Genomic DNA, 23,383 nt, shown 5'->3' on the forward strand with positions numbered 1-23,383 from the left:
CCTCACGATAAATGTGGCCTCATGCTGGCGCATCAATATGACATTTGGGTTAAGTCTCGGTTGCGGGAATTTGAAGAGTTGAGGGGAGTTTGATGACAGGCGGAGGCAGACTGCCCACCGCCCGAAAATTAGTGCTGCTGCTTAACGACGTTAATCATCCACGGCACGCCGTATTTGTCGGTGACTTTCCCGAATCCGTGCGCCCAGAAAGTCTCCTGCCAGGCCATTTCGACATTGCCGCCATCAGAGAGGTTGTCGAACCAGCGTTTGCCTTCATCCACGTCCTGCGTGTCGAGCACCAGCGTAAATCCGGCGTACTGCGCGCTGCTGCCGGGTGGCAGACCATCGCTCATCATGATATCGCTGCCGGCAATGCGGACGTTAGAGTGGGCGATGGCGGTATCCGGGAAGTTCATGCCTGACGGACAGCCTTCTTCACTGTTTTCGTCTTTGGGCATTTCGCCGAAGGTGATTTTGTAGAGGAGCTCTGCGCCGACGGCCTGCTGATAGAAGGCGGTCGCCTCCGCACAGTTGCCGGCGAAAGAGATGTAGGGACTTAACGGCATAATCTTTACCTCACGTAAGAAAAGCCCGTTAAGTGTAGTTCCCGAACGCCCGGTAAGCGAAGCGTCACCGGGCGGGACAATCAGTTCTTTTTCACGAACTCAGATTTCAGTTTCATCGGACCGAAGCCGTCAATTTTGCAGTCGATATTATGATCGCCTTCAACCAGACGGATATTTTTGACTTTAGTGCCGATCTTCAGCATGGAGGAACTGCCTTTTACCTTCAGATCTTTCACAACGGTAACGCTGTCGCCGTCTGCCAGCAGGTTGCCGTTCGCGTCTTTCACGATCAGCGCATCGCTGTCCTGCGCAGGCTCCGCATCGTTCCATTCATGGGCGCATTCCGGGCAAACGAACATGCCATTGTCTTCATAGGTGTATTCAGAATTGCATTTCGGGCAGTGTGGAAGTTGCATGTTGGTATCCTCAAAAGTGTTAACACGCTGGAAAACGCCAGCTAAATGACGGCAGTGTGCCGAAAAAGGCAGCGAGTATAACGCAAATCCCCACTTTTGTCGGTGATATTGTTTTATAAAAATAGCGCATAAATGCGCAAGCGATGACACGAACTGTCAGTGAATTAAGGGAAGCTTAAGCCCTGAACGGCAGAGATCGTAATCATGCTAAATGTATCGAATATTTTATTACAGCAAATTGCTACGCTGTGCCATTTCGGATAAGGTGAAGGAACAAGCCGTTATTTATCTATCCTCTTCTGACGCCATACATCTTTTGGCGCCAGGGAATACCTCTCTTTTTTGGTGGGTAAATAACGATGATATATCCTGATGTTTCCTGAAAATGCGTTTTGTCTATTCACTTTTGGCTTTCTGGCCAGGGGATGTTTTACACGTATTACGAGGGTGGTTTTTAAATTCTCATTATCTTCAGTTAGTTGTATTAAATGAACATGTTTTCCATACGTGATCATATAAGCCTGAAAAGTATAATTAAAACATCGTGGCTTAATAAAAGTAATAAATTTGCGTTAAGGGAAGGCTTTTATCATGCACACACAGACCATATTTGAATTAAGCCAGGAAGCTGAACGATTGTTACAGCTCGCTCTGAACAATCTTGATTCATTAAAATCTATGCCGATTGCAAAGCTGGATAGCACAGCCGCTGCGATGAGCGGCGTTAATAACAACGTTTTGCCGTTACATTTTAGCGCACGGGGTGTCGACGCTCAGCAGGCGATGCTGAATAACGAATTACGCAAAATAACCCGTCTCGAAATGGTGCTGGCGATTGTGGGTACCATGAAAGCGGGAAAGTCGACCACCATTAATGCGATTGTGGGCACGGAAGTGCTGCCGAACCGCAATCGTCCGATGACGGCACTTCCCACGCTGATCCGCCATACGCCGGGCCAGAAGGAGCCGGTGCTGCATTTTTTGCACGTTTCGCCCATCGATACCCTGATTACCCAGTTGCAGAAAAAACTGTGCGATAAAGATCGCGGCAAGCTGGCGCGGCGTCTGGAAATCGACAAGGACATGAATACGCTGCTGGAGCGCATAGAAAGAGGTGAGGCGTTTGAAAAACATCACCTGGGCGCGGAGCCCATCTTTCATTGTCTGAAAAGCCTGAACGATCTGGTGCGGCTGTCTCAGGCGCTGGGCGTGGAGTTTCCGTTCTCTGAGTATGCCGCGATAGAACATATTCCGGTGATTGAGGTGGAGTTTGTGCATCTCGCCGGTCTGGATGCGCACCTGGGGCAACTGACGCTGCTCGACACGCCGGGGCCGAACGAGGCCGGTCAGCCGCACCTGCAAAAAATGCTCAGCGAGCAGCTGGCGCGCGCCTCCGCCGTGCTGGCGGTGATGGACTATACACAGCTTAAATCTATTTCTGATGCGGAGGTTCGTCAGGCAATTTCGGCTGCCGGCAAATCCGTACCGCTTTACGCCCTGGTCAACAAATTCGATCAGAAAGATCGTAACAGCGACGATGAAGAGCAGGTGCGGGCGATGATTTCCGGCACGCTGATGAAAGGAAATATTTCTCCGGGGCAAATTTATCCGGTCTCTTCTATGTGGGCCTATCTGGCAAACCGCGCCCGCTATGAGATGAACGTTCATGGGCGCCTTCCCGATCATCAGGATCAGCGTTGGGTACAGGATTTTGCCGAGGCCGCGCTGGGCCGCCGCTGGCGAACGGCCGACCTGGACGATATTGACCATATTCGCCATGCGGCGGATCTGCTGTGGGAGGATTCGCTGTTCGAACAGCCCATCCGCAAACTGATTTACGCGGCTTACGCCAACGCCTCGCTGTTCGCTTTGCGGTCGGCATCGCATAAGCTGCTGAACTATGCGCAAAATGCCAGAGAATACCTGGATTTTCGCCATCAGGGACTGACGGTCGCTTTTGATGAGCTGGAGCTGAATATTGCGCGCCTGGAAGAGGATATGACGATGCTGCGTCAGCGGCAGAGCGTGGTGAGCGATGAGGTCCAGCATGAAGTTGAAGAGGCGCTCAACACAACGGATGCATTCCTGCTTCGCCAGAAAGGTGAACTTCACCAGGCGCTGGGCGACATTTTTAGCCGCCCGTCTATTCTTGATTTAGCAGGGCGCGAGCCATCCAGTTTGCGTGCAGACGACGCGGATGCGATCCAGCAGCTGGTGCTTGACGATGAAGGGCAGGCGCAGATTGTCCTGAGCAAGATCCGATCGTCATGCGAGCAGATTATGCTGAATGCGCAGAGCAGAATTGGCCGGGAGCTGGCGTTACGCTTCGATCAGCTGGAGTCTACGCTTGCCCGATCGTTGAATGAGGCGATGCGCCCTATCGAGACGCGAATCAAGGAACAGCTCAGTCATGCCGGATTTCGGGCGCGGATTAGCTTCCCGGCGTTTCAGGCAAACCAGCTTAATTTCAATACGCGCGGCTTATTTAATGATGCCATTGTGCAGGACACCCCTCCCGCCAGTCAGCCAGCAGGGGCAGGCAGCGTACGTAATACCGTCTCGCGCTGGCTCAATAATCCCGGCTGGGGCTGGGAAGAGTATGTCGTGACGCGCACACGCTATGTCATCGACATCGTTCAGCTTCATGGCAAATTTACGCAACATATCGATCAGTTTTGCGATCAAATACGTAAAGCTTTGGCTGCGCAGGTCGATGTCTCTGTTACGGCAGGTATGGCAACGTTCTTTGCAGAGTTTTCGTTGTGCCTGACCGGGTTACAGGAAAGCTTGCGTGATAGCCTTGCCGTGCGGCAGCAGAATGAACATTCAACCCGGGCGCTTAGCCAGTTGTTGAAGCAAAGTATGACTACTGCGGCGTGGATTCAGGAAGATACCCGACTGTTACGCGATGATATTCAAACCTTATTCGCGGCAGAGCAACCATGACAACACAGCTACTGGACGGTCCCGGGCGGACGCTGGAGTGTATTCATCCAAAATTTATGGTCGATTTGGTCCAGGGGGCGGACGCTGCACGTCACTCCCTCCTGGGGCCACAGCAACTGCAATTTCGTGAGCGTTTGACGCAGGAGATCATTACGCAGACCCGGCTGCGGCCGTGGGCAATGGCGGGAATGCTCAACGAAAATGCAGCGCTGCGGCTGGGTCTGGCGGAGAAACTGGCCGGTATGCTCGACCCCGGACACCTTGCGCTGACCCGTATGTCCGACAGGCTGGTAGCCCTGCGCCAGCAGGTGAATCCACGCCTCCCTCAACCGCCCGGATTGTTGCAACAGTACGAAGAGCTCTCCGCACATTTCAACCAGCGTGCCGCCTATAAAGAGAAAGCGCTCGCGCAGCGCGGCCTTACGGTTCAGGCGGGTGAGCACAGCGAGCAAATTTTTACCCGCTGGCGAGCCGGGCAGTATGACGGCTGGTCGCTGGCTGGCCGCTGCTTTATCGTGCTGGAAGAGTTGCGCTGGGGGGCGTTTGGCGATGCCTGTCGTCTGGCGAATAGCGATGTGGCGGCCATGCTGAAAGATAATCTGCGCAGCATGGCCGCAAACTATCTGGCACAGGGAATTAATGCTTCTCCCACCACCCGGCATTTTTACCATCAGTGGCTGACGACGCCCGCTTCTCCCGGTCTGATTGATTATAAAGATATGCTGGGCTGGCTGGGGGACTGGTGTCAGGCGGATAAACATCCGGTGAGCTGGTCAGTGACGCAGAGCTGGCAAACGGTCGCGCTGGGAATGCCGAGACTCTGTTCGGCAAAACGGCTGGTGGATGGCATGGTGGAAGAGATATTTGGTACGTGATTGCCCCCTCTTTTTAAGGAGGGGGCGAAAGGGTTAGTGGTGCATTTCTACCGCTTCAGGTTCTGTTTGGGACTCAGGCACATGCCCAAAGCGTCTGGCATACAGTGCCGTGATGACAGGGACCAGAATTGCCGTCACAATCACGCTGGCGGCAACCAGAGCCGTGGCGGAAGCGGCCACGGGTTCAAAGGCCGGGTTAATCTGGGCGATAATCACCGGGTTGGCTACCGCAGCGCCTGCGGCCGAAGAGGCGGCCACGCCCGCGGTTCCGTTGCCGCCCCCGATGACGCGGTCTGCAATAATCAGTGGAATACCCGTGATGACGATGACGGCAACACCCAGCACAATGCCCAGCAGGCCGGTTTCCAGAATCACGTTCAGGTTGATGGTATTGCCCAACGCGAAGCCGAAGAACGGGATCAGTACCGGGGTGGCTTTGCTGAAGAAATCACGCAGATCGTGATCGAGGTTGCCCAGCGCAAAACCAATCAGGAACGGCAGGATCGCCCCGACAAAATGGTGTGGTTCAAAAGAGGCAAGGCCGGCAGAACCCAGAATCAACATCGTCATCAGCGGACCCGACTCCAGGGACATCAGCACGAACGCGCCCGATTCTTCTTTGGTGCCATATTGATTCATCAGGCTGGCATAGAGACCGCCGTTGGTCATATCCATTGCTGAGACTATGGCCAGAACGGATAATCCGGCGAAGAAGCCGGTCTGAATTCCATTCTCCGGAATGAACATTGCACAGATCATGGCAACAACCCAGGCGACCGCAATTTTAGTAATGACCAGCGTCCCTGATTTACGTAATACCGTACCTGTTGCACGCAAGTTAATTGATGCGCCGATGCAAAAGAACCAGACTGCCAGAATCGGTACCGTTCCGGTAATCATACCTTTTGTAAAACCGCCAAAATAAGCACCGGTATTCGGGGCTAGCGTATTTAATATCGCGCCAAGTACCAGCGGGACCAGCATCATCCCGCCCGGGATGCGTTCTATTGTTGCTTTAATCTTCATCATTAACCCTCACATCTCGTCCGCATGGCTGGCGGAAAGCTCAAAAAATAGATCAACAAATTCAAACGATTGCCTTTTTTGGGGCCAATCGATTCGTTATTTATGCTGTAGAGCGAAATTCAGGTGTTCAGCATTCCTTCATTTGAAAGCTGCTGGGATATCGTGTTCGGATTTATCATGCGATCTTTGGAATTGTGATTCAACGAAAATAAAACGCTGTTTTAGTTATCTTCGTCACATATTGAATGTAAACAGGATTGCCCACTGTTAATAATTGAATTTTGTGTAAATTCGCTGTGAAAAAATGTGCTTGCATTTTGTTTGGGGAGGAATAATAACGGGCGTTAAGATCTGTTTGATAAGGGGGTTTAGAATGACCTTATTTATCGTGAATTGACAAAAGCTGAAGGCAACTTACGTACAGGAAAAATATGTGTGAAGTTGATCACATATATAAACGCTGGTAGGGTAAAAAGGTCTTTAACTGCCCAGACAGGCGTCAACAGGTTCGGTTGTATTGAGGTAAAACGTCAATGTAAGTAAACCTGCTACGCTTGAATAAGGAGATTCGCATGGAGCGGGTCTCTGGTTCACAGCTTGTAAAATGCGCTGTGAAACGGACAGGGCTGAGTCTACGAGGAAAGCTATGCTTAGAAGGAAAAAAGTAAAACCCATCACGCTACGCGATGTCACCATTATTGATGACGCGAAACTGCGCAAAGCGATTACAGCGGCCTCGCTCGGTAATGCGATGGAGTGGTTCGATTTTGGTGTTTACGGCTTTGTGGCCTATGCACTTGGTAAAGTGTTTTTCCCTGGTGCCGATCCCAGCTTGCAGATGATTGCTGCGCTGGGTACGTTCTCCGTTCCCTTCCTGATTCGTCCTCTCGGTGGCCTTTTCTTCGGCATGCTGGGTGATAAATATGGTCGCCAGAAGATCCTGGCTATTACCATTGTCATCATGTCGATAAGTACATTCTGTATCGGCCTTATTCCGTCGTATGCAACTATTGGTATATGGGCGCCGATTCTGCTGTTGATCTGTAAGATGGCGCAGGGCTTCTCCGTTGGTGGCGAATATACCGGCGCATCGATTTTTGTCGCTGAATATTCTCCGGACCGTAAACGTGGCTTTATGGGCAGCTGGCTGGACTTTGGTTCGATTGCCGGTTTTGTCATGGGCGCGGGGGTTGTGGTTCTGATCTCAACCGTAGTGGGTGAAGAGAACTTCCTTGACTGGGGCTGGCGTATTCCGTTCTTCCTGGCGCTGCCGCTGGGCATCATTGGGCTTTATCTGCGTCACGCCCTGGAAGAGACGCCTGCGTTCCAGCAGCACGTTGAAAAGCTGGAGCAGGGTGACCGTGAAGGGTTACAGGATGGCCCGAAAGTGTCGTTCAAGGAGATTGCGACCAAACACTGGCGCAGCCTGCTGACCTGTATTGGTCTGGTGATTTCCACCAACGTCACCTATTACATGCTGTTGACCTACATGCCGAGCTACCTGTCGCATAACCTGCACTACTCGGAAGACCACGGTGTGCTGATTATTATCGCCATCATGGTGGGTATGCTGTTTGTGCAGCCGATTATGGGTCTGCTGAGCGACCGCTTTGGCCGTAAGCCATTCATTATTCTCGGCAGCGTAGCCCTGTTCGCACTGGCAATCCCGGCCTTTATTCTGATTAACAGCAATGTGCTGGGGCTGATTTTCGCCGGTCTGCTGATGCTGGCGGTGATCCTCAACTGCTTCATCGGGGTGATGGCTTCTACGCTGCCGGCAATGTTCCCGACGCATATTCGCTACAGTGCGCTGGCGGCAGCCTTTAATATCTCCGTTCTGATTGCGGGCCTGACGCCGACGCTTGCTGCTTCACTGGTGGAGAGCACGCAGAACCTGATGATGCCTGCTTACTATCTGATGGTCATTGCGGTGATCGGCCTGATTACCGGTATTACCATGAAGGAGACGGCGAATCGTCCGTTGAAAGGGGCAACGCCTGCGGCGTCTGATATTCAGGAAGCGAAAGAGATCCTGCGTGAGCACTACGATAATGTAGAGCAGAAGATTGAAGATATTGACGCAGAGATTGAGGCGCTCCAGACAAAACGCTCTCGCCTTGTCGATCAGCATCCGCGAATTAACGAGTGATAAAAAAACCCGCCGCTGGCGGGTTTTCTTTTATTAGCATCCTGCGGCAATATAGTCGCCGCCGGCGCTGACGGGGATCACCGTCAGGAACAGGATCGTCGCGAACAGTATCAGAACAACCCCTCCGGCAATTTTGACCATCGGCATTACCCAGTTCAGGGACGTGCCGCCGCCAAACCAGGTTACTGTGCGTTCACGCGCGTAACGTACTGCCAGCGACAGCCCCATAATCGACAGCGCCGTGCCCAGCGACATTGTCATCACAGCAGCAATCCCCCAGCTAATAATACCGAGCGCATTCGAGAACATCAGGATCATAATTGCCCCGCTGCACGGGCGTGCGCCAATGGCCAGCACCACGCCCAGACGGGTTTTCCAGTCGCTTTTAGTCAGATCCACCCCTACGCCGTGATGGCAGCAGCCACAGCGTTCATTATGCTGGTGAAGCGGCTTGATGGCGCTAATCGCCATTTTGCGCGGACGCAGGCTGCTGAGCGCCTGATAAATGATAAACGCACCGAAGACGGCAATCAGCACGGCGCTGATTTTCTCGACGTACCAACGGCTGGTGCTGATATCTCCTGACGCGAGGTTCAATCCAACCGCCAGGATAAAGACAAAGACGATCGCGCTGACGCCCTGCATCATGCTACCGATAAACGGTACGACGCGCGCCGCGAGCTGGCTCTCTTTATTGGTGGTGAGATACGTGGTGACGATAAATTTGCCGTGCCCAGGTCCAACGGCATGGAGTACACCATAAAGAAACGCACCGGTTAACAACCATAGCCCACCGCTGTACTGATGATTATTAAGTTGCAGCAGATACATCACCAGATATCGGTGCAGGGTGATCTGGGTGGCGAGGCACCACTGAATAAAAGCATTCCAGTGCGTATGCAGTGCAAAACCTGCCATAAGTAACACCAGCACGGCGAGCCCGGCGGTTGGGATACGCCAGTCACGTTGAAGTCGTTGTGTCGTCATGAGGTTGGCCCGCGAGAGAAATATTTGCCGCTAGTATAGTGTTCACATCGTTGGATCACACCGGGATCGTCAATGGATTGTGGATAAGTCTGTGTGTAAAAAGGTATAAGGCGGGGTTTTGCTGGGGAATACAGCAGTCAGTCATTTTTTTGCAACTTTTCTGTTGCGGTCGCTCGGGAACTCCCTATAATGCGCCTCCATCGACACGGCGGATGTGAATCACTTCACAGATAACCCGGTCGGCTGAAGAGAAAAAATCCTGAAATAACGGGTTGACTCTGAAAGAGGAAAGCGTAATATACGCCACCTCGCGACAGAGCGCTGAAGCGCGTCGCAACTGCTCTTTAACAATTTATCAGACAATCTGTGTGGGCACTCAAAGTGACATGGATTCTTAATGTCTTCGGACACTAAATGAATACCAAGTCTCAACGAGTGAACACGTAATTCATTACGAAGTTTAATTCATTGAGCATCAAACTTTTAAATTGAAGAGTTTGATCATGGCTCAGATTGAACGCTGGCGGCAGGCCTAACACATGCAAGTCGAACGGTAACAGGAAGCAGCTTGCTGCTTCGCTGACGAGTGGCGGACGGGTGAGTAATGTCTGGGAAACTGCCTGATGGAGGGGGATAACTACTGGAAACGGTAGCTAATACCGCATAACGTCGCAAGACCAAAGAGGGGGACCTTCGGGCCTCTTGCCATCGGATGTGCCCAGATGGGATTAGCTAGTAGGTGGGGTAACGGCTCACCTAGGCGACGATCCCTAGCTGGTCTGAGAGGATGACCAGCCACACTGGAACTGAGACACGGTCCAGACTCCTACGGGAGGCAGCAGTGGGGAATATTGCACAATGGGCGCAAGCCTGATGCAGCCATGCCGCGTGTATGAAGAAGGCCTTCGGGTTGTAAAGTACTTTCAGCGGGGAGGAAGGCGATAAGGTTAATAACCTTGTCGATTGACGTTACCCGCAGAAGAAGCACCGGCTAACTCCGTGCCAGCAGCCGCGGTAATACGGAGGGTGCAAGCGTTAATCGGAATTACTGGGCGTAAAGCGCACGCAGGCGGTCTGTCAAGTCGGATGTGAAATCCCCGGGCTCAACCTGGGAACTGCATTCGAAACTGGCAGGCTAGAGTCTTGTAGAGGGGGGTAGAATTCCAGGTGTAGCGGTGAAATGCGTAGAGATCTGGAGGAATACCGGTGGCGAAGGCGGCCCCCTGGACAAAGACTGACGCTCAGGTGCGAAAGCGTGGGGAGCAAACAGGATTAGATACCCTGGTAGTCCACGCCGTAAACGATGTCGACTTGGAGGTTGTGCCCTTGAGGCGTGGCTTCCGGAGCTAACGCGTTAAGTCGACCGCCTGGGGAGTACGGCCGCAAGGTTAAAACTCAAATGAATTGACGGGGGCCCGCACAAGCGGTGGAGCATGTGGTTTAATTCGATGCAACGCGAAGAACCTTACCTACTCTTGACATCCAGAGAACTTTCCAGAGATGGATTGGTGCCTTCGGGAACTCTGAGACAGGTGCTGCATGGCTGTCGTCAGCTCGTGTTGTGAAATGTTGGGTTAAGTCCCGCAACGAGCGCAACCCTTATCCTTTGTTGCCAGCGGTTAGGCCGGGAACTCAAAGGAGACTGCCAGTGATAAACTGGAGGAAGGTGGGGATGACGTCAAGTCATCATGGCCCTTACGAGTAGGGCTACACACGTGCTACAATGGCGCATACAAAGAGAAGCGACCTCGCGAGAGCAAGCGGACCTCATAAAGTGCGTCGTAGTCCGGATTGGAGTCTGCAACTCGACTCCATGAAGTCGGAATCGCTAGTAATCGTGGATCAGAATGCCACGGTGAATACGTTCCCGGGCCTTGTACACACCGCCCGTCACACCATGGGAGTGGGTTGCAAAAGAAGTAGGTAGCTTAACCTTCGGGAGGGCGCTTACCACTTTGTGATTCATGACTGGGGTGAAGTCGTAACAAGGTAACCGTAGGGGAACCTGCGGTTGGATCACCTCCTTACCTTAAAGAACCTGCCTTTGTAGTGTCCACACAGATTGTCTGATGAAAAGTAAATAGCAAGGCGTCTTGCGATTGAGACTGTACGTCCCCTTCGTCTAGAGGCCCAGGACACCGCCCTTTCACGGCGGTAACAGGGGTTCGAATCCCCTAGGGGACGCCACTTGCTGGTTCGTGAGTGAAAGTCACCTGCCGTCATATCTCAAAACTGACTTGCGAGTCATGTTTGAGATATTTGCTCTTTAAAAATCTGGATCAAGCTGAAAATTGAAACGACACACAGCTCATGTGTGTTCGAGTCTCTCAAATTTTCGCAAGTCGATGGTGAATCGAAAGAAACATCTTCGGGTTGTGAGGTTAAGCGACTAAGCGTACACGGTGGATGCCCTGGCAGTCAGAGGCGATGAAGGACGTGCTAATCTGCGAAAAGCGCCGGCGAGGTGATATGAACCCTTGACCCGGCGATGTCCGAATGGGGAAACCCAGTGCAATCCGTTGCACTATCGTTAACTGAATACATAGGTTAACGAGGCGAACCGGGGGAACTGAAACATCTAAGTACCCCGAGGAAAAGAAATCAACCGAGATTCCCCCAGTAGCGGCGAGCGAACGGGGAGCAGCCCGGAGTCTGAATCAGCTTGTGTGTTAGTGGAACGGTCTGGAAAGTCCGACGGTACAGGGTGATAGTCCCGTACACGAAAGCACACTTGCTGTGAACTCGAAGAGTAGGGCGGGACACGTGGTATCCTGTCTGAATATGGGGGGACCATCCTCCAAGGCTAAATACTCCTGACTGACCGATAGTGAACCAGTACCGTGAGGGAAAGGCGAAAAGAACCCCGGCGAGGGGAGTGAAAAAGAACCTGAAACCGTGTACGTACAAGCAGTGGGAGCCTCTTTATGGGGTGACTGCGTACCTTTTGTATAATGGGTCAGCGACTTATATTCTGTAGCAAGGTTAACCGTATAGGGGAGCCGAAGGGAAACCGAGTCTTAACTGGGCGTTAAGTTGCAGGGTATAGACCCGAAACCCGGTGATCTAGCCATGGGCAGGTTGAAGGTTGGGTAACACTAACTGGAGGACCGAACCGACTAATGTTGAAAAATTAGCGGATGACCTGTGGCTGGGGGTGAAAGGCCAATCAAACCGGGAGATAGCTGGTTCTCCCCGAAAGCTATTTAGGTAGCGCCTCGTGAATTCATCTTCGGGGGTAGAGCACTGTTTCGGCTAGGGGGCCATCCCGGCTTACCAACCCGATGCAAACTACGAATACCGAAGAATGTTATCACGGGAGACACACGGCGGGTGCTAACGTCCGTCGTGAAGAGGGAAACAACCCAGACCGCCAGCTAAGGTCCCAAAGTCATGGTTAAGTGGGAAACGATGTGGGAAGGCACAGACAGCCAGGATGTTGGCTTAGAAGCAGCCATCATTTAAAGAAAGCGTAATAGCTCACTGGTCGAGTCGGCCTGCGCGGAAGATGTAACGGGGCTAAACCATGCACCGAAGCTGCGGCAGCGACACTTATGTGTTGTTGGGTAGGGGAGCGTTCTGTAAGCCGTTGAAGGTGTGCTGTGAGGCATGCTGGAGGTATCAGAAGTGCGAATGCTGACATAAGTAACGATAAAGCGGGTGAAAAGCCCGCTCGCCGGAAGACCAAGGGTTCCTGTCCAACGTTAATCGGGGCAGGGTGAGTCGACCCCTAAGGCGAGGCCGAAAGGCGTAGTCGATGGGAAACAGGTTAATATTCCTGTACTTGGTGTTACTGCGAAGGGGGGACGGAGAAGGCTATGTCAGCCGGGCGACGGTTGTCCCGGTTTAAGCATGTAGGCGGAGGTTCCAGGTAAATCCGGTACCTTGTTAACGCTGAGGTGTGATGACGAGGCACTACGGTGCTGAAGTGATAAATGCCCTGCTTCCAGGAAAAGCCTCTAAGCATCAGGTAACACGAAATCGTACCCCAAACCGACACAGGTGGTCAGGTAGAGAATACCAAGGCGCTTGAGAGAACTCGGGTGAAGGAACTAGGCAAAATGGTGCCGTAACTTCGGGAGAAGGCACGCTGATGTGTAGGTGAAGCCCCTGCGGGCGGAGCTGAAATCAGTCGAAGATACCAGCTGGCTGCAACTGTTTATTAAAAACACAGCACTGTGCAAACACGAAAGTGGACGTATACGGTGTGACGCCTGCCCGGTGCCGGAAGGTTAATTGATGGGGTTAGCGGCAACGCGAAGCTCTTGATCGAAGCCCCGGTAAACGGCGGCCGTAACTATAACGGTCCTAAGGTAGCGAAATTCCTTGTCGGGTAAGTTCCGACCTGCACGAATGGCGTAATGATGGCCAGGCTGTCTCCACCCGAGACTCAGTGAAATTGAACTCGCTGTGAAGATGCAGTGTACCCGCGGCAAGACGGAAAGACCCCGTGAACCTTTACTATAGCTTGACACTGAACACTGGTCCTTGATGTGTAGGATAGGTGGGAGGCTTTGAAGCGTGGACGCCAGTCTGCGTGGAGCCAACCTTGAAATACCACCCTTTAATGGCTGGTGTTCTAACGTAGACCCGTTACCCGGGTTGCGGACAGTGTCTGGTGGGTAGTTTGACTGGGGCGGTCTCCTCCCAAAGAGTAACGGAGGAGCACGAAGGTTGGCTAATCCTGGTCGGACATCAGGAGGTTAGTGCAATGGCATAAGCCAGCTTGACTGCGAGCGTGACGGCGCGAGCAGGTGCGAAAGCAGGTCATAGTGATCCGGTGGTTCTGAATGGAAGGGCCATCGCTCAACGGATAAAAGGTACTCCGGGGATAACAGGCTGATACCGCCCAAGAGTTCATATCGACGGCGGTGTTTGGCACCTCGATGTCGGCTCATCACATCCTGGGGCTGAAGTAGGTCCCAAGGGTATGGCTGTTCGCCATTTAAAGTGGTACGCGAGCTGGGTTTAGAACGTCGTGAGACAGTTCGGTCCCTATCTGCCGTGGGCGCTGGAGAATTGAGGGGGGCTGCTCCTAGTACGAGAGGACCGGAGTGGACGCATCACTGGTGTTCGGGTTGTCATGCCAATGGCACTGCCCGGTAGCTAAATGCGGAAGAGATAAGTGCTGAAAGCATCTAAGCACGAAACTTGCCCCGAGATGAGTTCTCCCTGAGACTTTAAGTCTCCTGAAGGAACGTTGAAGACGACGACGTTGATAGGTCGGGTGTGTAAGCGCAGCGATGCGTTGAGCTAACCGATACTAATGAACCGTGAGGCTTAACCTTACAACGCCGAAGGTGTTTTGGCGAAGAGACAGACAATCAAATTTCAGCCTGATACAGATTAACAGAATTTGCCTGGCGGCTGTAGCGCGGTGGTCCCACCTGACCCCATGCCGAACTCAGAAGTGAAACGCCGTAGCGCCGATGGTAGTGTGGGGTCTCCCCATGTGAGAGTAGGGAACTGCCAGGCATCAAACAAGTGAAGAGGCCATCCGGAAGGATGGCCTTTTTGCGTTTGTACGTCGAAAAACGGCAGGCCGGGCAAGGCGAAGCCGCCACCCGGCAACTCAGAGCGTACTATCCCTGACAAACATTCAAACGAAGCAATTGCCGCTGATGGAAACGCCCAAGGATCAGCACCGTCGTTAACGCACCAAGCAGCGCGCAAAACATATCAGACTGGGTATCCCATGGATCGCCCTGCGTCCCCAGAAAATCATCCGCACCCTGTCCCATTGCCAAAGCTGCCCACCACTCAATGAGTTCATAGGTGGCGCTAATGGCCAGAGCAACACAGCACACCAGAAATCCCGTCATCTTATGTCCACGAACATACCCACCGCGCAGCAGAATTTCTCGCGCTGCCAGTGCGGGAACCAGCCCCTGAAAGAAGTGACCGAGCTTGTCATACGGATTTCGGCTAAGCCCGAGCATCTCCTGAACCTCAAAACCAACCGGAACCTTTGCATAGGTGTACATACCACCAACCATCAGAATGATGGCGTGGAAGAAAACCAGGGTATAGAGAAGGGGAGTCAGAGGGTATCGCCGGTGCGTGGCAAGCAGAAGTGGGATGATGATAATGACGGGCGTCACCTCCATCAGCCAGGTGATGCGATCGCTCGTGAACAGGCCGGTATAAAACAGGATCAACAGCAGGAGCAGTGACCCGACTTTTAAAGCAGATAAGGTCATATCATTTTCATTGTCAGGGGAAAAAATCACTATTACCTGACAGAAGGGAAAATTCAATGCGTAGCGGATACAGAAAAGCAAAAACCCAGCCGTAGGCTGGGTTCTTTAAATAGTGGTGCCCGGACTCGGAATCGAACCAAGGACACGGGGATTTTCAATCCCCTGCTCTACCGACTGAGCTATCCGGGCAACGGAGCGCATTAAACCGCAATCGCGCGCGATCGTCAACATTATTTCGGGAAAAGCTGTTCAACTGCTTAAGTTTGCGGCAATCTGTCCGTTTGTGCCCTGGAATTGCACAAATCTTCCAGACAGTTCAGGCAAGATGTGACAATGCTGACGGTAAGAGGAGGGCAGTATGGCAAACGACTGGCTTGAGCTGCGTCAGCATGCAGAAACAGGTATTGAGACAATTAAGGCGCATTTCGAAGGACATGCCTTTGATCCCCACTGGCATGATAGCTATCTGGTCGGAATAACCCTTTCCGGCACCCAGCAGTTCCACTGTCGCCGTGAACGCCACCGTAGCCAGCCGGGCGATGCTTTTTTACTTGAGCCCGGGGAGATCCATGACGGTGATGCGCCGATAGAGGGGGGCTTTACTTACCTTACCTTTTATCTGGATGAACACTGGCTCACCCGTACGCTTCAAGGGCTGTACGACTCTACTCCCGGGAGCTACACCCTCCACTTTGCCCAAACGCTGACGCGAGAGCCTCAGTTGGTGCGCGCTATCGGTGATACATTTGCCTCGTTGCATAACGATGAGATGAAGATCGTCCAACAGAGCACAATGGATAACCTGCTCTCTCAGATCACTGCCCACTGCCACTGGCGTAAGAAACTCCCGTCTCAGCTACAAAGCTCCGCCGTGGCGCATCGTGCCCGCGACTATCTCTATGCGCATATCGGCGAGAACGTGGGGCTGTCAGACCTTGCCCGTGAGACGGGTACAGATCGCTTTACGCTCACCCGCTGTTTTAAGCGCGAATTTCACCTGGCACCGCACGCCTGGCTTATCCAGCTGCGCCTGGCAAAGGCCCGACAGATGCTGGCGTGTGGGGAACTGCCTGTCGATGTTGCAACGGCTGTGGGGTTTGCCGATCAAAGCCATCTTGGTCGCTGGTTCCAGCGGGCATACCGTATTTCTCCGGCACACTACCGTCGGTTGTGCACAAACCTTCCAGACGTTTCCAGAAAATAACGGCACATTCGTGGCTCTAATAAAAAAGGAGTCACCTGTGAATTTATTACCCTTCCTGTTGTTTGCATTTGTCGCCTCGATTACGCCGGGGCCAACCAATATTCTGGTACTGGCTAACAGTCAGCACTTTGGCGTAAAAAATACGGTTCCTGCGATCCTGAGCGGGTGTATTGCCGCCAGCGCTATTGTTCTGGTTTCGGGGGCTGGGGCAGGAGAAGTGTTACGCCAGTATCCGCTGATACGTCAGGTAATGAGCTGGGCGGGCGTGCTGTGGCTTTCCTGGATGAGCTGGCAGCTGTTTAGCGCCCCGGCCGCGAACCTCTCCTCCAGACGCCATGTCCGGTTTACCGCGCGGGCGGCGGCGTTATTACAGATTGTAAACCCAAAAACGTGGATGATGGCGCTGGCAGTTGTCAGCCTGTTTGCTCCGGCAAGCGACCATGCATTACGGGATATTGCGCTGATGGCGCTATGGTTTCTGGCGATCTCCGTGGCTTGTTTGTTGTGCTGGGCGTGGCTGGGGAAGGCGGTGAACCGGATTTTCCGCACCACCGTGGCGATGGTGCGATTTCAGCGCGCGATGGCGCTGTGCTTGTTTATTTCCGCCTGGACGGGAATGCTGGCTTAGGTCAGAGCACCACCCATACGACACTGCGCAAACCGCAAAATATCTTCCGCCAGACGGTGCGCCGTATCCACATCCGCCTGGCTACGGTTCACCAGCATGCGACTCAGGCAACCTTCCAGCACCAGCTCCATCTGCTTCGCGACCATTGCCGGATCATCCACTTCAAGTGTGGTCAGCAGCTCGTGTGTGAACTCGTGCGCGGCACGTTTTTGCTGATCTGCCAGTTGATGGATGGGGTGTCCGGGATCCGGATAGTAGGTGCAGGCGGCGATAAACAGACAGCCTGGGTAACGGTTGTTGGTTACACACTCCGTCAGTGCGGTATAGCGCGCCAGCAGCTTTTGCTCGGTGGTCAGCTCTTCATTCAGCATCAGCTGCCTGCGCCAGATATCCACCTGTTGGCTGAGATAGCGCAGGGCATCATACAGCAGCGCCTCTTTATCCGGCCAGAAGCGCTTAAGTTCATCCAGAGGGTAATCGATACGGTCGGCGACCATCTCAAGCGTGGTGCTGGCGATCCCTTGAATCTCAAGCAATTGCAGGGCTTGTCCCAGTACGTCTTCGCGTTGCACGGTTATCTCCTCCGCTATTCCCAACGGTTTGTCCCGTCTAAAGTGTTGTTTACGGTTGGCGATTGCGCAAATGCGCGTTGAATGCCGTCGCGTCCATAAACCCGGTTACACGCTGCGTCGGCTGTTCTTCCCCCTGTTCATTGAAGAACAGGATGGTAGGCAGCCCGAGCACATTAAGTTGCTTCAGCAGAGCCTTATCCTGCGCGCTGTTGGCGGTAACGTTCGCCTGGAGCAGAACGGTATCGCTCAGCGCATGTCGTACCTGCGGATCGCTGAAGGTGTATTTTTCAAACTCTTTGCAGGCCACGCACCAGTCGGCGTAGAGATCGAGCATGACCGGTTTGCCTTTCGCCTGCGCCAGGGCGCGGTTAAGGTCATCCACATTCTTAATCTGTATAAAATTCAGATGAGCCTGCGTTTGACCTGACGGGGTGCCAAACGCCCAGTCCTGTAGTGGACGGACGCTCACCAGCGCGGCTGCCAGCAGAAGGATCTGTAGCAGGCGCATCCACGGTTTCTTCGCCCCCAGACTCACGATAAACGCCCAACTGAAGAAGGCCACGCCGAGCATCGCCCACAGACGTGTACCCCACACATCACCAATGATGCGCTCCAGCAGGAATACCGGTAGCGCCAGAATGACAAAACCAAACGCGGTTTTCACCGTCTCCATCCACGGTCCGCTCTTCGGCAGCAGACGATTGCCAAACACCGTCACCAGGATCAGCGGCAGGCCCATGCCGAGCGCGTAGAGGTACAGCGTGCCGCCGCCGAGCCACAGGTTGCCGCTCTGGGCAATATATAACAGGATGGCGCTCAACGGCGCAGTGGTGCAGGGGGAGCAAATCAGCCCGGCGATGGCACCCATGGCGAACACGCCGCCCGCAGAGCCACCCTGCTGACGGTTGCTCATTAGCGTCAGACGGGTTTGCAGGGAAGAGGGCAGTTGCAGGGTGAACAGGCCAAACATCGACAGCGCCAGCAGAATAAACACCGCTGACAGACCGATAAGCACATAAGGGTGCTGAAGGGCGGCCTGGAACTGCAATCCGGCAGCAGCGACCACGAGGCCGAGCGCCGTATAGGTTAACGCCATGCCCTGCACATAGATAAAGGCCAGCAACAGCGCGCGGGTAGTGGAAAGGCGTTGTTTACCGCCCAGCACGATGCCAGAGATAAGCGGGTACATGGGCAGTACGCAGGGCGTAAAGGCGATGCCGATACCAATCAATAACGCCCAAAGCGCTGAGAACGGAAGGTCTGAAGCGGCTTTGCCTTCGCCCCTCTCCCCTGAGGGGAGAGGGGAGGCCGCCGCTTTCACTTCGCTAAGCGGAACGACCTTTGTTTCAGGGGGATAGCAGAAGCCCGCATCGGCGCAGCCCTGATACGTCACCGTCAGGGTAGCGCCTTTATCCGCCTGATTCACCGTGACGGGCACGCTTAAGCGCTGACGATAAATTTCACTCTTACCGTAGAACTCGTCCTCGTGCCACTCGCCAGCGGGCATCTGCAATGCGCCGACGTTCGCCTTTGCCGGCGTGATGCTGACCTGCTTGCGATAGAGGTAGTAACCCTCTTTCACCTGCCAGGTGAGACTGAGATCGTGCTGGTTTTGCTGAAAGTCGAAAACGAACGCCTGGTCGGCAGGAATAAAGTTCGAACGGCCGGGTGCGTCAAACAATCCGGCAAAAGCTGACGTGCTGCACAGCAGCAGGATCAGCGTAATGAAGCGTTGAGCCATGAGAGATAATCGTTATCGCCGTGGACCACTGGCAGAACCAGCAGCTCCGGGGTTTGGTATGGATGATGAGACTTGAGGCAGTCGAGGAGCGCCTGCTGGTTTGTCAGGTTGGTTTTGAGCAACATCTGGACTTCGTACTCTTGCTCCAGCTTGCCTTCCCAGTAATAAAGGGAGGTAGCGCCGGGAAGAAGTGTGACACAGGCAGCCAGTTTTTCGGCCAACACTTTGGCGGCCAGATCCTGGGCAGAAGCTTCATCAGGGGCGGTGCACAGTACAACAACAGCATCAGGCGTGTTCACAAGTCGACCTCCTCATCACGAAAGTCTTCACTATATCACGCAAGGCGGTTGGTCATTAATGAAACGGGCCGCAGAGCGGCCCGATTTTAACTATTTTTACAACGGCTAATCGTTTACAGCACAATGCCGCCGATGATAAAGCCGAGGATCACGCAGAGCGTAATCGCCACCACGCCCGGGATCAGGAACGCGTGGTTAAACACGTATTTACCAATACGGGTTGAGCCGGTGTCATCCATCTCAACCGCGGCCAGCAGGGTTGGGTAGGTGGGCAGAACGAACAGGGCGGAAACCGCTGCAAAAGAGGCAATCGCCGTCAGCGGCGTTACGCCCAGCATCAGTGCCGCAGGCATCAGCGCTTTGGTGGTCGCAGCCTGGGAGTACAGCAGCGTCGCGGCAAAGAACAGCACTACTGCCAGCAGCCACGGATAGTTGTGCAGCAGGTCGCCTGCAACGGTCTGGATATCGCTGATGTGCGCTTTCACAAAGGTATCGCCGAGCCACGCCACGCCCAGCACGCACACGCAGGCGCTCATACCGGATTTGAAGGTGCTGGCGTTCAGCACTTCGCTGGTGTCGATTTTACAGGTGATGCTGATCAGCGTCGCGATGGTCAGCATAAACACCACAATGGCTTCGTTACGCGGCAGAACCGGGTTCTGGATCAGACCTACCGTATCGCTGATGGCGGTGGCGTAGAACATCACGGCGACGATACCAATCAGGAACAGCAGCACGGAGCGTTTTGCATGCGGCTTCAGCTCGAAGACCTGGCTACCGCGCAGGCTCACTTCACCTTTTGCCAGACGCTCCTGGTAAACCGGATCGTCTTTCAGCTCGGCGCCAAGGAAGTTACACAGTACGGCAGTGATCATTACCGCAATCAGCGTGACCGGAATACAGATTGCCAGCAGCGTCAGGTAACTTACGCCCATCGGCTCAAGGATACCCGCGAAGAAGACCACCGCCGCGGAAATGGGCGAGGCGGTAATCGCAATCTGGGAGGCGACCACGGCAATAGAAAGAGGGCGAGACGGGCGAATACCCTGCTCTTTCGCCACTTCGGTGATTACCGGCAGCGTGGAGAAAGCGGTATGGCCGGTACCGGCGAGAATGGTCATAAACCAGGTCACCAGTGGGGCAAGGAAGGTGATGTATTTCGGATGGCGACGCAGCATTCGCTCCGCCAGGCTCACCAGGTAGTCCATACCGCCTGCGACCTGCATAGCCGCGATAGCAGCAATAACCGCCATGATGATTTCGATAACGTCAAAAGGGATTGCGCCGGGTTTAATCTGAAAGATCAGGGTAAGTACAAGCACCCCGAGACCGCCGGCAAAACCGATGCCGATACCCCCGAGTCGTGCGCCCAAATAAATCGCCAACAGGACGATGACGAGTTCTGCTCCAAACATAAAGACCTGCCTTGCTCATTAACAAGTTGATATTGAATTGTTGTGTTTTGGTAACGCCCATAAAGAAAAAAGGCACGTCACAAGTGACGTGCCTTTCGGAAGCTTAGCCTGAACGGTTACTGTTCGCTTTCATCGGTATATCGTTTCGCTTTATATGCCGGGTGCATCAGGTTCTGGGCGGAGAAGATATCGTCCAGTTCGGCTTCGGTCAACAATCCTCGCTCGAGAACAACCTCACGCACGCTCTTACCGGTTTCGGCACAAATCTTCCCGACGATATCGCCGTTGTGGTGGCCGATGAACGGGTTGAGGTAGGTGACGATGCCGATGGAGTTATAGACGTAGCCTTCACACACTTCTTTATTCGCGGTGATGCCGTTGATGCATTTTTCCAGCAGGTTGTAGCAGGCGTTGGTCAGAATATGGATAGATTCAAACATTGCCTGGCCAATCACCGGCTCCATCACGTTCAGCTGGAGCTGACCGGCTTCGGAGGCCATGGTGACGGTCGTATCGTTACCAATAACCTTGAAGCACACCTGGTTCACCACCTCTGGCACCACCGGGTTCACTTTAGCTGGCATGATGGATGAACCCGCCTGCAACTCTGGCAGGTTGATTTCATTCAGGCCAGCGCGCGGACCGGAGGAGAGCAGGCGCAGGTCGTTACAGATTTTGGACAGTTTCACCGCCAGACGTTTCAGTGCGCTGTGCACCATCACGTAGGCGCCGCAGTCTGAGGTAGCTTCAATCAGGTCTTCCGCAGGCACAACCGGCAGGTTGGACACTTCAGCCAGCTTCTGTACCGCCAGCTGCTGATAGCCATCTGGCGTGTTCAGGCGTGTACCGATGGCGGTTGCGCCCAGGTTCACTTCCAGCAGCAGTTCGGACGTGCGCAGCAGGTTTTTCGTCTCTTCGTTCAGCAGCACGTTAAACGCGTGGAATTCCTGTCCGAGGGTCATTGGCACCGCGTCCTGCAACTGGGTACGGCCCATTTTCAGGATGTCCTGGAACTCTACGGCTTTACGCTGGAAGCCATCGCCCAGCTGATTAATCGCGTCGACCAGTTTAACGACAGAGGCATACACCGCGATGCGGAAGCCGGTTGGGTAGGCGTCGTTGGTGGACTGACATTTGTTAACGTGATCGTTCGGGTTCAGGTACTGGTATTCACCTTTCTGATGACCCATCAGCTCCAGGCCGATGTTTGCCAGCACTTCGTTGGTGTTCATGTTGACGGAGGTGCCCGCGCCGCCCTGATAGACGTCGACCGGGAACTGATCCATGCATTTGCCGTTGTTCAGCACCTCATCGCACGCGGCGATAATCGCATTTGCAGCGCTTTTAGGAATGGTTTGCAGCTCTTTGTTCGCCAGAGCCGCGGCTTTTTTTACCATCACCATGCCACGCACAAATTCAGGGATGTCGCTGATTTTGCTGTTGCTGATGTAGAAGTTTTCAATCGCTCTCAGAGTGTGAACACCATAGTAGGCATCCGCTGGAACTTCCCTGGTACCCAACAAATCTTCTTCGATACGAATGTTGTTTAACATGTGAACCTTCTTTTCAAGCTGCCGATGGATTGTACTAAACACACAGTATATATGTGGTTTTGAATATTTTATGACCGACGATTATTCCCTCAATCGGCCAGATGTTCGAGATCATATGCTGATGATAGCGAATTGCCGTAAGCTGGATCACTTATTATCGACCCGATTTCATGATAATTATTAATCTGTGAAATATGTCACCGCTTTAATATTTCCAGAAAAAATATCCGTGCAAACCGATTGAATTTTGGCTAATCGTCACCATTTCTTATCTACGCGCTTCGCGAACACATTCAGTCAGGGGCCGGAAGGCACCTGCCACACAGGAGATGCCAGTGCGCTGGATACCATTTATTGCTTTCTTTCTTTATGTTTACATTGAGATTTCGATTTTCATCCAGGTTGCCCATGTGCTGGGCGTCCTGCTGACGCTGATTCTGGTGATCTTCACCTCCGTCATCGGCATGTCGCTGGTGCGCAATCAGGGTTTCAAAAATTTCCTGTTAATGCAGCAGAAGATGGCCGCAGGCGAAAGCCCGGCCGCCGAGATGATCAAAAGCGTGTCGCTGATTATTGCTGGTTTGCTGCTGATCCTGCCTGGTTTCTTCACCGACTTCCTCGGCCTGCTGTTGCTGTTGCCGCCGGTGCAGAAGCATCTGACCATGAAGCTGCTGCCGCACCTGCGTTTCAGCCGTATGCCAGGCGGTGGTTTCAGCACCGGCCCGGGGGATACCTTTGAAGGGGAATATCAGCGTAAGGATGAGCAGCGCGACCGGTTAGATCATAAAGACGATCGGTGAGTTTGTGGC

16 protein-coding genes, 2 tRNA genes and 3 rRNA genes are annotated in these 23,383 nt (G+C 53.5%); 10 read left to right on the forward strand and 11 right to left on the reverse strand.

The window, feature by feature from the left end:
* Window positions 1–128 precede the first annotated feature (128 nt).
* Window positions 129–566 (reverse strand): VOC family metalloprotein YjdN, encoded by a 438-nt coding sequence (yjdN, locus tag FZF21_RS01840; protein ID WP_032104775.1) that lies wholly within the window; start codon window positions 564–566, stop codon window positions 129–131.
* An 80-nt stretch (window positions 567–646) separates the two neighbouring features.
* Window positions 647–982 (reverse strand): zinc ribbon domain-containing protein YjdM, encoded by a 336-nt coding sequence (locus tag FZF21_RS01845; RefSeq protein ID WP_003860206.1) that lies wholly within the window; start codon window positions 980–982, stop codon window positions 647–649.
* Window positions 983–1,573: 591 nt separating this feature from the next.
* Here FZF21_RS01845 and crfC point away from each other — a divergent pair.
* Entirely contained in the window at window positions 1,574–3,928 is a 2,355-nt protein-coding gene (crfC, locus tag FZF21_RS01850; RefSeq protein ID WP_045348054.1) for a clamp-binding protein CrfC, read from the forward strand.
* A complete protein-coding gene (locus FZF21_RS01855; RefSeq protein WP_023295782.1) occupies window positions 3,925–4,803 on the forward strand; it encodes a diguanylate cyclase regulator RdcB family protein in 879 nt (292 codons plus the stop codon). The genes crfC and FZF21_RS01855 overlap by 4 nt, the downstream gene beginning before the upstream one ends.
* Before the next feature lie 33 nt (window positions 4,804–4,836).
* Here FZF21_RS01855 and kdgT read toward each other — a convergent pair whose 3' ends face one another.
* Window positions 4,837–5,829, reverse strand: coding sequence for a 2-keto-3-deoxygluconate transporter (kdgT, locus tag FZF21_RS01860; RefSeq protein ID WP_017694692.1), 993 nt, complete (start codon window positions 5,827–5,829; stop codon window positions 4,837–4,839).
* A 646-nt stretch (window positions 5,830–6,475) separates the two neighbouring features.
* Here kdgT and proP point away from each other — a divergent pair.
* Window positions 6,476–7,978, forward strand: a complete 1,503-nt coding sequence (proP, locus tag FZF21_RS01865) for a glycine betaine/L-proline transporter ProP (protein ID WP_015570231.1) — start codon at window positions 6,476–6,478, stop codon at window positions 7,976–7,978.
* 33 nt (window positions 7,979–8,011) lie between these two features.
* Here proP and FZF21_RS01870 read toward each other — a convergent pair whose 3' ends face one another.
* On the reverse strand, window positions 8,012–8,965 hold the full coding sequence (locus FZF21_RS01870) for a nickel/cobalt transporter (protein WP_015570232.1): 954 nt from the start codon (window positions 8,963–8,965) through the stop codon (window positions 8,012–8,014).
* Between the two features lie 485 nt (window positions 8,966–9,450).
* Here FZF21_RS01870 and FZF21_RS01875 point away from each other — a divergent pair.
* The 4 genes from FZF21_RS01875 to rrf all read left to right on the forward strand — a co-directional run bounded on the left by FZF21_RS01875 (window position 9,451) and on the right by rrf (window position 14,437).
* A 16S ribosomal RNA gene (locus FZF21_RS01875) occupies window positions 9,451–10,992 on the forward strand.
* An 84-nt stretch (window positions 10,993–11,076) separates the two neighbouring features.
* A tRNA-Glu gene (locus FZF21_RS01880) sits at window positions 11,077–11,152 on the forward strand.
* Between the two features lie 192 nt (window positions 11,153–11,344).
* Window positions 11,345–14,250: ribosomal RNA gene (locus FZF21_RS01885) — 23S ribosomal RNA — on the forward strand.
* A 71-nt stretch (window positions 14,251–14,321) separates the two neighbouring features.
* Window positions 14,322–14,437, forward strand: a 5S ribosomal RNA gene (rrf, locus tag FZF21_RS01890).
* The 16S, 23S and 5S rRNA genes sit together here with 1 tRNA gene alongside, the layout of an rRNA operon.
* 107 nt (window positions 14,438–14,544) lie before the next feature.
* On the opposite strand, the gene FZF21_RS01895 is transcribed toward rrf, so the two are convergent.
* Window positions 14,545–15,162 carry a DUF2238 domain-containing protein gene (locus FZF21_RS01895; RefSeq protein WP_026094410.1) on the reverse strand — a complete coding sequence of 206 codons (618 nt, stop codon included), beginning with the start codon at window positions 15,160–15,162 and terminating at the stop codon, window positions 14,545–14,547.
* Between the two features lie 113 nt (window positions 15,163–15,275).
* Window positions 15,276–15,351 (reverse strand) — tRNA-Phe (locus FZF21_RS01900).
* Between the two features lie 169 nt (window positions 15,352–15,520).
* On the opposite strand from FZF21_RS01900, the gene FZF21_RS01905 reads away from it, so the two are divergent.
* Together FZF21_RS01905 and FZF21_RS01910 are read left to right on the forward strand one after the other, a co-directional pair.
* Complete coding sequence (locus FZF21_RS01905; protein WP_023302948.1) at window positions 15,521–16,366, forward strand: AraC family transcriptional regulator; 846 nt, start codon at window positions 15,521–15,523, stop codon at window positions 16,364–16,366.
* A 37-nt stretch (window positions 16,367–16,403) separates the two neighbouring features.
* Window positions 16,404–16,994: a LysE family translocator gene (locus FZF21_RS01910; protein WP_047726492.1), complete on the forward strand. Its 591-nt coding sequence runs from the start codon at window positions 16,404–16,406 to the stop codon at window positions 16,992–16,994.
* Here the strand turns inward: FZF21_RS01910 and FZF21_RS01915 are convergent.
* From FZF21_RS01915 to aspA, 5 genes are all read right to left on the reverse strand, one after another.
* Window positions 16,991–17,566, reverse strand: a complete 576-nt coding sequence (locus FZF21_RS01915) for a transcriptional regulator (RefSeq protein WP_017383972.1) — start codon at window positions 17,564–17,566, stop codon at window positions 16,991–16,993. The genes FZF21_RS01910 and FZF21_RS01915 overlap by 4 nt on opposite strands.
* 49 nt (window positions 17,567–17,615) lie before the next feature.
* On the reverse strand, window positions 17,616–19,307 hold the full coding sequence (locus FZF21_RS01920) for a protein-disulfide reductase DsbD (protein ID WP_045340471.1): 1,692 nt from the start codon (window positions 19,305–19,307) through the stop codon (window positions 17,616–17,618).
* Entirely contained in the window at window positions 19,283–19,606 is a 324-nt protein-coding gene (gene cutA, locus FZF21_RS01925) for a divalent cation tolerance protein CutA (RefSeq protein ID WP_003855908.1), read from the reverse strand. Before cutA ends, FZF21_RS01920 begins: the two co-directional genes overlap by 25 nt.
* A gap of 113 nt (window positions 19,607–19,719) precedes the next feature.
* Window positions 19,720–21,021 carry an anaerobic C4-dicarboxylate transporter gene (locus FZF21_RS01930; protein ID WP_003855921.1) on the reverse strand — a complete coding sequence of 434 codons (1,302 nt, stop codon included), beginning with the start codon at window positions 21,019–21,021 and terminating at the stop codon, window positions 19,720–19,722.
* Window positions 21,022–21,137: 116 nt separating this feature from the next.
* Window positions 21,138–22,574 carry an aspartate ammonia-lyase gene (gene aspA, locus FZF21_RS01935; RefSeq protein WP_003855923.1) on the reverse strand — a complete coding sequence of 479 codons (1,437 nt, stop codon included), beginning with the start codon at window positions 22,572–22,574 and terminating at the stop codon, window positions 21,138–21,140.
* Window positions 22,575–22,909: 335 nt separating this feature from the next.
* On the opposite strand from aspA, the gene FZF21_RS01940 reads away from it, so the two are divergent.
* Window positions 22,910–23,374, forward strand: coding sequence for an FxsA family protein (locus tag FZF21_RS01940; RefSeq protein WP_003855925.1), 465 nt, complete (start codon window positions 22,910–22,912; stop codon window positions 23,372–23,374).
* Window positions 23,375–23,383 lie beyond the last annotated feature (9 nt).

This window comes from Enterobacter sp. LU1 (assembly GCF_008271405.2).
Taxonomy (GTDB): domain Bacteria; phylum Pseudomonadota; class Gammaproteobacteria; order Enterobacterales; family Enterobacteriaceae; genus Enterobacter; species Enterobacter hormaechei_C.

What these genes read in the sequence shown, in the direction of transcription:
- yjdN (WP_032104775.1), bottom strand. Translation starts at nt 566, where the DNA reads ATGCCGTTAAGTCCCTACATCTCTTTCGCCGGCAACTGTGCGGAGGCG.
- FZF21_RS01845 (WP_003860206.1), bottom strand. Translation starts at nt 982, where the DNA reads ATGCAACTTCCACACTGCCCGAAATGCAATTCTGAATACACCTATGAA.
- crfC (WP_045348054.1), top strand. Translation starts at nt 1,574, where the DNA reads ATGCACACACAGACCATATTTGAATTAAGCCAGGAAGCTGAACGATTG.
- FZF21_RS01855 (WP_023295782.1), top strand. Translation starts at nt 3,925, where the DNA reads ATGACAACACAGCTACTGGACGGTCCCGGGCGGACGCTGGAGTGTATT.
- kdgT (WP_017694692.1), bottom strand. Translation starts at nt 5,829, where the DNA reads ATGAAGATTAAAGCAACAATAGAACGCATCCCGGGCGGGATGATGCTG.
- proP (WP_015570231.1), top strand. Translation starts at nt 6,476, where the DNA reads ATGCTTAGAAGGAAAAAAGTAAAACCCATCACGCTACGCGATGTCACC.
- FZF21_RS01870 (WP_015570232.1), bottom strand. Translation starts at nt 8,965, where the DNA reads ATGACGACACAACGACTTCAACGTGACTGGCGTATCCCAACCGCCGGG.
- FZF21_RS01895 (WP_026094410.1), bottom strand. Translation starts at nt 15,162, where the DNA reads ATGACCTTATCTGCTTTAAAAGTCGGGTCACTGCTCCTGCTGTTGATC.
- FZF21_RS01905 (WP_023302948.1), top strand. Translation starts at nt 15,521, where the DNA reads ATGGCAAACGACTGGCTTGAGCTGCGTCAGCATGCAGAAACAGGTATT.
- FZF21_RS01920 (WP_045340471.1), bottom strand. Translation starts at nt 19,307, where the DNA reads ATGGCTCAACGCTTCATTACGCTGATCCTGCTGCTGTGCAGCACGTCA.
- FZF21_RS01930 (WP_003855921.1), bottom strand. Translation starts at nt 21,021, where the DNA reads ATGTTTGGAGCAGAACTCGTCATCGTCCTGTTGGCGATTTATTTGGGC.
- aspA (WP_003855923.1), bottom strand. Translation starts at nt 22,574, where the DNA reads ATGTTAAACAACATTCGTATCGAAGAAGATTTGTTGGGTACCAGGGAA.